Below are 11,633 nucleotides of genomic sequence, written 5' to 3'. Positions count from 1 at the left end.
CAGGGGGATGACACTCTGATCTAAGATTTAACTCAAATATTCATCGTTAAGCTTTGAATTAACGACTTTTCTTCCCCCATTGCCCCCTTCAAAAGGGGGACAATCCTTAACAAACTCTTATCTCGAACTGAGTTTAAGTTATGCCATTTAACTACTTATTCTGTTTCAACCACTTTCTCGGTGTGGTTCCGGTTTTCTTTTTGAAATAATCATTGAAGGCTGATTTTGAGTTAAATCCGCTTTCAAATGCGAGACCCAAAAGCGTGTAGTTTTTATGGGCCGGATCCAACACTTTTTCCTGAAATGTTTCGAGGCGGAAGCTGTTAATGTAATCATTGAAATTCATCGAAAGGCGATCGTTAAGGAGCCACGAAAGCTTATTTGGATGGATATTCAAATTTTCAGCTAAATAACGAAGTGAAATAGCAGTATCGAGAAATTTCTTCTCTCCATTCATCAGATGATCAAGAAGATTTAGAGCTTGTTCAATTTCAACTTCCTCCATCAAAGAATTCGATTCCTCTGAAGTTGACTCAGTTATTTCTGTATTCATTGAAAATTTAGGCTCCTTTTGTGAAGAATCATTCTCTGCTTCAGTGTTTGGCAATAGAGATGGATGAAATGTAGTTTGAACTAATTGATGGTAGCGATGATTATTTCGAAGCGGCTCCAATAAAGGCATACTTTTGAAGTTCATATACTGCCCTTCCTTATTTGTTACAGCATTGTCTAGGAACCCCATGGCTTCTTTTTGATTCCCCAAATGGGTATGAAGGAACATGGACCATGGAATCAACCTCACACGTTCGTCATCATTTAGGAAATTGTAGGATCCATTTTTTTCAGGCTGATGGATCAGTTGATAAAGGGTTGTTGAGGCTCGTTTATTTTCAGCCAAATGATTCTGGTTTAGAAAATCATTCAGCTTTCCTTCTTCTTTTAATTCAATCAGGCAAAGCTGCGTCAACTCAATGAGATGAGTGAAGTTTGGATCGATCTTGAGACCGGCTTCCAAGAATTCAAGAGCTCTTTCTGGACGCCCCGTCAGGTAATATATGTTTGCAATGGTATAGTGATGATTTTTAGAAAGGGGGTCGAGCGCGAGAATATGTTGTGCATGTTCCATCGCACGGTCAAAATTACCAATGGCAGTATAAAGTTCCGCCAGTCCTTCCTCTGCTTCCGTGTATGACGGATTCAACGCCATTGATCTCTTGTAAGAATCATGTCCGTGAGTGAAATCCCAACGTCCCCAAAACTGGAGTGTGGCTCTGCTGTAGTGCCCCAGGAAGGATGAGCTATCCAATTGAAATCCATTCTCAATATATTCTTCTGCATAATCTAATGATTCTTTATTCGGTGTCCATGAACCGAACATCGAATGGCAGTACCCGGCTCCGAAATAAGGCCATGAAAAATTTGGGGCCATGGAGATACACTGGTCATAATATTTCATCCCGTTTTCAATACCCTCGGCGTCCCATCTCAGGTGATTATAGCGGGCCTTCAGATAAAGATTATATGCTTCAATATTATCGGTCGGAGCATCCACAAGGCGTTCTTTTATTTCCAGGTGGCCAAAATTTTCCCTGATCTGTTCTGCAATTTCTAGGCTGATTTCATCCTGGAGTTCAAAAATATCCACAAGATTACGGTCGTACTTTTCAGACCAGATATGAAAGCCGTCGTCTGTTCGGATCAGCTGAGTTGAAATTCGAACACGGTCGTTTAATCTGCGAATGCTACCTTCCAGTACGGTGGAAACACCCAATTGGTTTCCTACATGCCGAACATCCACTTGTCGGTTTTTAAAAGCAAAGGATGAAGTACGTGCTGTTACTTTGAGCTCACGGATCCCGGTGAGGGCATTGATGATCTCCTCTGTAATTCCATCACTAAAATACTCGTTCTCGGGATCGGAACTCATATTCACAAAAGGAAGGACAGCGATGGATTTTTGATTCATGAAATAAGATAAAGCAGTTTAAACCCGCAATCAGTATAGTTATAATCGGGTTTTGAAGCCAATCTGCTGTTAGAAAATTACAATTCGATTTCGATGTAATACAAAGCTTTTAGAAATCCCCCTTTGAAGGGGGAAAGCGAACAAAGAGAGCAGGGGGGATGACCAAGTAATAATTTGAAGTTGGGCATGAAGTTTTGATTGCAGAAAATGTTATTTACATCCCCTATTGCCCTCCGCCAGCTGGCGGAGGGACACTCCACTACATATTCTTATGTTGAACTCACTTTATCATTCACTGCCGAAATAATATTCTGTGATTTTTTTGATGAACGTGCGACTTATTAGGTAAATGAATCTTATAAAAACACGAAATCATGAAAGAAATAATCAGACTTCAAACCATCACTGCACTGCTGATCTTAGCATCAAACCTTATCTTTTCACAATACGCTTTCGGGCAAATGGAGATGCCAAAAGATAGTGCAAGCATCGTTCAGGAAGCACTCGCGTTGATTCACTCACCGGAACCTGAATTTGAGAACCCACCGGCCACTACGATGGATCCCAAAGCATTTGCAGATCTTGGGTTTGAGCAGCCAAATTCATTTGAGGAAGCTTTTTTTGAGGCGAGTGATGGCGAAACATTATTCACCCGTCATTTTTCTTCGGAATCAAATACAACGATTCTTTTATCTCACGGCGTTTTGGGTGATAGTTACCTGTTCAATAAACTGTCAGGGCTCTTGCGGGAAGCGACCGGGGCTGAAGTCTACGCCATGGATATTCGGGGACATGGTCAATCCGGTGGTCGTCCGGGTGATGTGGATTATATCGGCCAGTATGAAGACGATCTGGCTGACGTGGTGACCCACATCAAGAAGGAAAAACCGGATCATAAAATCATCATTGCCGGTCACTCTATGGGCGGCGGAATTTCTCTTCGATATGCAATGAGAGACGACTTTCCGGAAGTAGATGGTTACCTCTTAACAGCTCCGACACTGGGCCACACGAATCCCACGATGAGAACGGCACCGGCTGACCCTGATGAATCAAAAGAACCTTTTTTAAAACTGCATATCGAAAGAATCATAGGATTGTCGATGCTAAACTCTGTGGGAAATCACGAGTTTGACTCACTGAATGTTCTCTTTTTTAATCTCCCGGAAAACAGCCCGGTTACGAAGTATAGTCATCGGAGTAATGTGAGTAACGCTCCGGCTGATTACAGGGATGGCCTGAGGGCGGTCAACAAACCTCTCTTAATTATCGTAGGAACTGAAGATGAAGTGATGGAAGCCGCCAAATTTCAACCGGTTATGGAGCAGTATTCAGAGGGTGAACTGTTAATTGTTGAAGGCGCCACACACAACGGGATACGCCACAGCGAAGATGCGATGATAAAAATCAAAGAATGGGCTGAATTAAACAACTTGAACTAATGACCGGCAGGGGACGAGATAAAAACCGAGTAGATGATCTCATTCAAATTATTGAGGAGAATAAGGGGATCATCTACAAAGTGGTGAACAGTTACTGCAACGATCCGAATGACCAGGAAGATCTCGTACAGGAAATCATGTATCATTTTTTGGAAGGATACGAGCGATTCGATCATCAATCTAAAGTAACTACATGGATGTACAGGGTGGCGTTAAACGTGTCGATTTCGTTCTACCGGAAGTCTAAAACGAGGAAGAAATACATCAGCCCGATGCCTGAAAACATTATTCAAATCAAGACAGAAGAAAATGAAGAGACGATGGATCGGGAAGTCGCTCAACTGCGCCATTTTATTCAAAACCTGGATGAGTTAAACCGGGCGGTAATGATTATGTATTTAGACGGTAATAGTCACGAAGACATTGCGGAGGTGTTGGATCTCTCGGAAAGTAACGTGGGGACCAAAATCTACCGGATCAAAAATAAATTAAAAGAACACTTTAAAACAGAGTAAAAAATGGATCTTTCAAATTTACAGCAAACCTGGAACCGGCTTGAGGATAAACTGGAAAAGAGTAACCGGCTCAACCTTGAGCTTTTGAGAAAGGTGAACCTGGACCGGGCGCAAAACAAATTGAAAAGCCTTGTCTGGCAGCAAGCCATCACGATTACATTCTACTTGTTAGCAGGAGCATACTTTATGCATTTTTGCGCAACCCATTGGGAGAATTGGAATTATGTGATCGCCGGTGGAATTCTTGCGGGCTGGTCGTTCATTGCAAGCGCGAGTGCCATTCACCAGCTTCAACTGATTCTCACCATCGATTATTCGATGCCGGTTTTACAACTACAGAAAAGGTTGATGAGCATCAAAACCGCAATTATAAAAAATCTTCGAATTGCTGTTTGGATGTTGCCTTTTTACATGGCTTTCGTGGTTTGGATTTCAGAAGTTCTGTTCGGGATAGATTTCATCGCTATAACCGATATTTCAGCTCTGTCCTGGAATTTTATCCTTAGCGGACTGCTAATTCCCGTAGCATGGTGGATGCATCGAAAACTGAACCCAAAGAATGCCGATAAAAAGTGGCTGAACTGGCTGCTTCAGGGCAGCGGGAGCCAGCTGAATGAGGCGCTGGGGTTTCTTAATGAGATTGATGAGTTTGAAAAGGATCCAAAGCGCGAGAAAGAACCTCGAAGTTTCTAAAACTTTGCAGACCTGTTGGTTTTTTAATGTCATTCACTTATATAAGCTTCTACAATCAATCTGTGATACATCCCTTGAGAAGAACATCGGAACTGTTTAGGTGAAGGATATTTTTCCGGATAATGCCAGGGCCTGTTCGTATAAGAGACCATATATAGGTTATATGGCGATTATATTATAAGAATGAGGGGGGGAATGGTTACTGTATGGTGTCGTAGCCATTCCAGTGGGTGGCTATGTAATCCATACCTTTAGAGCCCTTGCTTTTCTTCTGTTTACGGTTTTTAATACAAGTGACACTAAAACGATAATCAGGACAACAAAAAAAGCAGTTGTTGAAAGACTTTTTATCAGGGAAAAGGTGCTGGTTGTTTTTACTGAAATCTCTGTCAAATCAGGATAGCTTATTAGCATTGCGATAATTCCAAAATTCTCCAAATAATCGGCTATTCCCGCAATAATTGGTACAATACATAGATACGTAAATGGATAGTGGAGCTTGTTTAATTTTTTTGAAAATATGCCAATAGCCAACAGTAAGTCAGCCCGAAAAGTAGCGGATAAATCATATCCACAGGTATCTGGTTCGTTAAATAAGTCTCACGCCCAATTTCTCCAAGCGAGTTGAATAATTCGCTAACATAATCCAGGTCATAACCAGTTGGCACCATTTCTAACAATTTCATTCCATTCGAGAATCCCATTGTTTTGGGAATCGTAACCGTTAGCATAAACACGTATACTACATTGGTTAATATGAAAAGGCCAAAACTTTTATACCTGAAATCATATCTGTCCAAAACATTTATTTTGAAATCAGAAGACGTAGAGTCTGAGACAGTTCCCGGTTTGTTCAAGCAGGGGTTCAATTTTGAAAATTACACCAAATCTGATCATACATTCGAAAAACAAAGATTCTTTCCAACTTTAGAAACGTTTTGGACAGCTATGACCTGAAATATTGCTGTTTATGAATTTAGTCAATCGTTTCATTACTTCTTTTTGTAACCGTATCAGTTGTATATCCTCAGATATTATAGTTCACTTCTTAACCCAAGTCAATGAAAGTGAAGTTTACTAAAGCCAATTTTGCTGACAGAACAAATAATAAGAATTATGAAAGCAGTTAAATGTTTAAAGTACGGTGGGCCTGAAAATTTAGTGTTAACTGAAATCGAAATGCCAGCACCAAAAGATGATGAAGTGCTTATTAAGATACATGCGACCTCAGTTACTGCAAGTGATGTTCTTATTCGCAGATTGAATGAACCACCTATTCAAAAATTTATACTTCAACTCATATTCGGTTTTGGAAGGCCAAGAAATCCAATTTTAGGAATGGTGTCTTCCGGTGTTGTTGAAGATAAAGGGAAGAATGTTCATTCATTCAATATCGGAGACGAAGTTTTTGCATATGGTTCGGTCTCACCATTAAAGCGTCATTTTGGTTCCTACGCAGAATATATATGCCTGCCAGAAGACTGGAACATTGCCCTTAAGCCTACAAATATTAGCCATAATGAGGCAGCAACCATCCCTTATGGCGGATTACTCGCAGCACATTTGCTGAATAAGATTGACATTAACAATGGTGACAACGTTCTAATTTATGGAGCTTCCGGAAGTATAGGAACAATGGCAATACAGTTGGCGAAACTTGCAGGAGCTAATGTCACCAGCGTGTGCAGTAACCGGAACTTTGAATTAGTCAAGTCTTTAGGTAGTGATACTATGATTGATTACACTGCGCATGACGCTGAGTTACATTTAAAAACTTATAAATATGTAATAGACGCTGTTGGCAAATCAAAATCTTCAGTCATTAAAGAAAAAAGTAAAAAAGCACTTACTCCAAAGGGTAAATACATATCAATTGATCATGGAACACCTTTGACGCCAAAAAGTGCTTTTCTACACCTGAAAAGTTTAACAGAACAAGGGAAGATCAGACCATTGATAGATCGTGTTTATCCTTTGGAAAAAATGGCCGAAGCTCACGCTTATGTTGAGAAAGGGCATAAAAGAGGAAATGTGATTATTACTGTTTAGTCTTGTCTTATTAATACTCTTTAAAACACGTACAAATGACAAATGTAACTAATACCAAATTTAACCCAACCGATTTTCCCAAGCCTACTCTTTTTTCAGTCACCGGTGTGGAACTCGAAGTCTTTGAAGCAGGTCTGGAAAATTTAGGTAACCCTATCGTACTCTGCCACGGCTTTCCGGAACATGCTTTTCCCTGGCGTTACCAGGTGCCAACTCTTGCCGCAGCGGGTTATCATGTCATTGTCCAAAATCAGAGCAGATATGGTAACTCTTCTCGTCCTTCCGAAGTAATCGATTATGATATTGAACACTTGACCGGTGATCGAGCAGCAATTCTCGATCACTATGGATACAAAGATGTCACCTTTGTAGGCCATGATTGGGGTATTCGCTTCACAAGTTCGGGTCTTGATTTTAGCAGCTTAAGATATCGCTGTTCAGTTGAGTCAGTATAGTAGGAAGTTAATGCTTCTCTTTGCTCTGCAAAGGCAGCTTCCATGATGTTTCGGGAAATTGTTTCAAATCTCGGAAATTGCTTGAAAAGGTCTGGCCTTGCCGTTTATCTCATACAACCACCGTGGTATCCTTCACACAAACCTAATTGTATTTTGCAGCATTATTTTGGAAAAAACTGTTCAATGAAATCGCCCATTGTTCCTCGGTGAAGAAATGGGTGGTTTTTTTTTTCACCTCCAGTTAGGATATACTCTCTAAGACATCCCTCTTGAATAAAATAGGTATTGACGGAAAGCTGTCCTTTTTGAATGTCTTTGTTTGCATACTTTCAGAGAATCGCTTCTGACTCTTCACTTGAAAGAGGCGATATTTTAGAGAAGTAATTGACGAATTTTTCGTTCATAAAGCTTTAGTTTACAAACCGAATAAGTAGCAGGTTAAACGCAGAAGTCGACGATTGAAGCCTTTTGCCGTTTTAGCTATTGTTATATAGCGTATTTTTTTATTCCTGTTGACATGAAGATTTAAGGTTTTCTACAGATATTATCAGCTTATCAATATCCAAATCATGCTCATCTAAAAACCTAAAAATAATTACTTTACTAGGTAGGAACACTACATAGTTTTCTCCAAATCCTAACATATAAGTAGCTCGTATTTTACATTCCTCTGTCTTTATTTCTTTTGACCAAAATGCGTGTTGATAGTTCGACCCTCGAAAATCATTGTTGGTGTGATATCCATTCCAATCTGTTTCCGCAAAAACTTCCTTTACCCTTTCTTTATGCAAGATTTGTATTCCCTGAAAGCGCCCTTCATTAGCAAACAACAAAGCTATTTTGGCTGCTTCGTCAATGGTTGGTAATGCACCATAACCTAAAATTGGAATTGCTTCATTTTCATCTTCTTCGATGGTATGCAGCACAGTGAAATACTCTGCACCAATAGGAACAAGTACATGCTCATGCACCAAATCCCAATAATTGACATTAGCACCTTCTTTTTCTTCTACATATTTCTGCAGGGCATAAGACAATACAAAGAGATTCGTAGTAGCATAATGGAATTTTTGGCCGGGCGATTCTAATAAATCACCGAGTTTAGCAATGTTATTTATGGCTTCTTCTGCTGTTTCTGCAATGATTAATGTATTTAAAAGGCGTGCTGCGTCTTCGCCTCCATCAGTACCTGTAACCATGTTGAGTGTTTGAGAAAAGGTCACATCCCTCCAACCCACATGGTCAGCTAGTGCTGGTACATAATCCGAGACAAGTTCATTGAAAACATCTTGTTCGTAACGTTCTTCAAAATACATCAATGCTAAAGCTCCAGCCATACTTTTGGTAACGGAATATAAACCATGACGCATTTCACTCGGATAGGGATACAACCCATGGCGGGTTTTAGGTGGATGTAAGTAAAGTGTACTATCCATTAAAAAAGCACCCAAACTTGTTGGTGCATTTGTAAATATCATTTTCTCAAAGTAGTCAGCAACTTCATTATTTAAATCAATTTCACTTAGAGGATGCATTGGTAGTCTTCGTGACTCAGATAGATTATGTTGTTCAATTATTTGAATTGAATCGGCGAATTGCTTTGCTTGAAAATTAGCAGATAATATGCCATTGATATTGGCAATTCCTTTATCATCAATATCTGCGGTCTCTTGACTGCATTGTAAACAAACATTGCTTATCGATTCCGGTTTATAAACAAATGTTGCTACACAATTTCTGGCTGTGCCAATCCATCTATCTGTTAAGGTAAGAGGGAACGAAGCACGACTCCATTCACCATCATTTTCTTCATACCACAGTTTCCCCGTTCCAACCATAACATCCCAGTAGCTGCTAAGCTGATTCCTTGTACTGATTTTTTCTTTGATTAATGGAATCAGTTCTCCGTTATGTGAAACGAAGTCTAAATGCAATTCCGGAAAAATATTCTCTCCCGGATAATATTCTTTTTCCTTGGGGTAATTCAATTCGGTGATATGAAGGGTAATAGTGCCGGAAAATGAATCTTTTGCATTCTTCGCCCATTCGGGTTTTGCAAAATAACTCATATCTATAAAAGGCTGTTCTTTACCTACTAGCAATTCTTCAACTGTCAAGTGCTCTCTGGGTTGTGTCAGGACAGACCCCTTCCATTGCGATGCCCCATTCTGACAAGAAAGGACAAGTAGTATCAGAAAAATAAATATTGGAGCTTTTTTCACTGTTGATATTGGATTTTATTATTTCAATATGCCGTATAACGATTTGGCTAAACTGCTTTTTAATGCAGTTTAGGTTTTGTTATAGCAAGTAATAGTAACATACTTCTATTTATTTATATCAATCATCTTTTTTTATAGGTTTTAATTTATTTCTTGATCGATACGCAATAGCCATGAACGACAGTAAGAATCCAATACACAGGTAGACGAAGCTATCTTGAATAACTGAGTATAAAGTAGTTACACCTTTGGTAGGAAGTTGTGAATACATGATTTTATCATTATCGTCAAAACTGCTCATTTGTGAAACCATTTCACCGTATGGTGTAATTGCTGCAGAGAGCCCGAAACGCGTTGAACGAAGTACCGAGTGACCTTGCTCAACAGCTCTAAAGGCTGCCATTTCTGTATGAACAGGGTCAATGCCTCTCCAATCACTTGACGGAAGAATAACCATATCTGCCCCTAATTCACCATATCCTTTTGCCAGATACGGAAAATCATAATCATAGCAAATTGCCGCTCCGACTTTTGTTCCTTTTATATCAGCAACTTTTAAAGGCGACTTTCCCTGCACAGCGGGTTCTCCCGGTACGGGTTGATGCTTGAGGTAAGTATGCGTAATGTTTCCTGACGAATCGATAAACTGGTACTTGTTCTCGTACCTCAAGGGAGATTGTGAAATAGGTGACACATAAGAAGCGACCAAAGTGATATTGAGTTCAGCGGCTAGTTCCTTGATGGAGTTTATCCATTCCTTCTCATCTTCAGGCATTATAAATATAGCAGCTTCATTCCACGATATTATTTTAGCACCACCTTCCGCTGCAGTTCTGGTTCGTTTAAACAGTGCAGTTTTAGTCTGTTCAGTTCTTACCTTAGTTGGCAATGGTAAACCACTTGCCTCCGAGTCTGTTCCAACTGCTGCAACAGTTATTGTGTCGCTGCCATTGGCTTTGCTCATATCGTATCGGATGGAGCCAAAAAAAATGAACAGAAACAGCATAATTAACGGAAGCTGAAATGTTGGGATAGAGATTTTTCGTTTGATGATAATATTGGCAATTGAGACATTCACCCAATAAATCAGAAAGCTTAGACCGGCCAACCCAAACAGGGATACTGTTTGAATAAGTGATACATTATCGTGCATGGTATAAGCGGCTACACCCCAACTGGCAAGAGGTGTAAAAGTGTATTGAATCCATTCCATTATGATCATGACGGCAGGAAATAGAAACAGCGCATATTTCTGATCTTTAAATTTGCTCCAGATCAAGTATCCCGGCAGGTGAAATAAACTAATTGGAATCGAGTAGAGGAAGACCAGCATTAATGGAATTGGATCGCTAATAATCTTCGTTACAACCAATGACCAAGCCAAAACCAAAGCGAGAAAAAAGGTTAATCTTGACTTCCAGCCTTCTGTGAGACTTAGATAAATTAAAAATGGAACACTTGAAACCCAAGCCATGACTTCAATACTAAAGGTCATGTGAGTTAGGGCCATGGTAGCTACTCCAATTGCGAGATACCATAGTGGATTAATTTGATTTATATTAAATCCTTGTGTGGTGGTACTTGAAAAGTTCTTCATCTTTCTTTGTTTTTAAGTTCACTACAAAGATTGATGATGTTGATTTCAATTCCATTAACATTTGTTAAAGAATGGCATTTTACTTCAAGAGTCCTTTACGAAGTCTGCTTAGGGAAATATTTGTAATTCCCAGATAGGAGGCGATGTCAACATGTGAAATTAGATTTTCCAGAAAGTGATATTTTTCTCTAAAAAGAATAAGCCTTTCTTTAGCGTTCAGGGAGGCTAGTGCTATTTCTTTTTCAACTTTTGCAAGAAGTTCATTTTGTAAAACCGTATTACCAAACTCGCGAATGTCAGTATGGTTTATCATGAGCTGCTCAAACATGTCAGCGTTTAGACTGGCTACTGTTAGCTTTGTAAGTGCTTGATAGTTGAGGTGAGATATTTGATTAGCTGTTCTCGTTTTATTCGGAGAGAGTACATCACCTTCAAGAAAATAAGATATAGTTACTTCCTCACCTTGCGGGCTTAGCAAAAAGCTCCGGCAGACGCCTTCGTAAACAAAATATTCCTTGTTATTATTTTTGCCTCTATCGATAAACACCTCTCCTTTTTCATAAACTTCAACTACAATCAAGTCACTCACCAAATCTAAAGACCCCTCGGATATAGGTGACACCTTGTTGACTAATGGTCTTGTTCGTTCTTTAATCTGTTCGAAATTCATGATTATCTTTTATTTGCTACAACG

Annotated in this window: 9 protein-coding genes and 1 pseudogene; 5 read left to right on the top strand and 5 right to left on the bottom strand. The window is 39.6% G+C overall.

Annotation, left to right across the window (positions count from 1 at the left end; all coding sequences use genetic code 11):
* Positions 1-151 precede the first annotated feature (151 nt).
* Positions 152-1,966: a helix-turn-helix domain-containing protein gene (locus L6773_RS15515; protein WP_237855357.1), complete on the bottom strand. Its 1,815-nt coding sequence runs from the start codon at positions 1,964-1,966 to the stop codon at positions 152-154.
* A gap of 374 nt (positions 1,967-2,340) precedes the next feature.
* On the opposite strand from L6773_RS15515, the gene L6773_RS15510 reads away from it, so the two are divergent.
* From L6773_RS15510 to L6773_RS15500, 3 genes are read left to right on the top strand one after another with little or no spacing between them, the layout of a single operon-like run.
* Positions 2,341-3,408 (top strand): alpha/beta hydrolase, encoded by a 1,068-nt coding sequence (locus L6773_RS15510; RefSeq protein WP_237855356.1) that lies wholly within the window; start codon positions 2,341-2,343, stop codon positions 3,406-3,408.
* Positions 3,408-3,923 (top strand): RNA polymerase sigma factor, encoded by a 516-nt coding sequence (locus tag L6773_RS15505; RefSeq protein WP_237855355.1) that lies wholly within the window; start codon positions 3,408-3,410, stop codon positions 3,921-3,923. The genes L6773_RS15510 and L6773_RS15505 overlap by 1 nt, the downstream gene beginning before the upstream one ends.
* A 3-nt stretch (positions 3,924-3,926) precedes the next feature.
* Positions 3,927-4,616, top strand: a complete 690-nt coding sequence (locus L6773_RS15500) for a hypothetical protein (RefSeq protein ID WP_237855354.1) — start codon at positions 3,927-3,929, stop codon at positions 4,614-4,616.
* 234 nt (positions 4,617-4,850) lie between these two features.
* On the opposite strand, the gene L6773_RS15495 is transcribed toward L6773_RS15500, so the two are convergent.
* Entirely contained in the window at positions 4,851-5,150 is a 300-nt protein-coding gene (locus L6773_RS15495) for a hypothetical protein (RefSeq protein WP_237855353.1), read from the bottom strand.
* Between the two features lie 582 nt (positions 5,151-5,732).
* Between L6773_RS15495 and L6773_RS15490 the strand changes: the two genes are divergently transcribed.
* On the top strand, positions 5,733-6,665 hold the full coding sequence (locus L6773_RS15490) for an NAD(P)-dependent alcohol dehydrogenase (protein ID WP_237855352.1): 933 nt from the start codon (positions 5,733-5,735) through the stop codon (positions 6,663-6,665).
* A 35-nt stretch (positions 6,666-6,700) separates the two neighbouring features.
* Positions 6,701-7,051: pseudogene (locus L6773_RS15485) on the top strand (alpha/beta fold hydrolase); the annotation flags it as partial.
* 572 nt (positions 7,052-7,623) lie between these two features.
* Here L6773_RS15485 and L6773_RS15480 read toward each other — a convergent pair.
* The 3 genes from L6773_RS15480 to L6773_RS15470 all read right to left on the bottom strand — a co-directional run bounded on the left by L6773_RS15480 (position 7,624) and on the right by L6773_RS15470 (position 11,609).
* A complete protein-coding gene (locus tag L6773_RS15480) occupies positions 7,624-9,237 on the bottom strand; it encodes a serine hydrolase domain-containing protein (RefSeq protein ID WP_237855350.1) in 1,614 nt (537 codons plus the stop codon).
* Positions 9,238-9,460: 223 nt separating this feature from the next.
* On the bottom strand, positions 9,461-10,939 hold the full coding sequence (locus L6773_RS15475) for a nitrilase-related carbon-nitrogen hydrolase (protein ID WP_237855349.1): 1,479 nt from the start codon (positions 10,937-10,939) through the stop codon (positions 9,461-9,463).
* A 79-nt stretch (positions 10,940-11,018) separates the two neighbouring features.
* Positions 11,019-11,609 (bottom strand): Crp/Fnr family transcriptional regulator, encoded by a 591-nt coding sequence (locus L6773_RS15470; RefSeq protein ID WP_237855348.1) that lies wholly within the window; start codon positions 11,607-11,609, stop codon positions 11,019-11,021.
* Between the last annotated feature and the right edge of the window lie 24 nt (positions 11,610-11,633).

This window comes from Rhodohalobacter sulfatireducens, assembly GCF_022012475.1.
Lineage (GTDB): Bacteria > Bacteroidota > Rhodothermia > Balneolales > Balneolaceae > Rhodohalobacter > Rhodohalobacter sulfatireducens.
The sequence above is the reverse complement of the archived record's forward strand: the minus strand, read 5'-3'. Positions and strand labels throughout refer to the sequence as shown.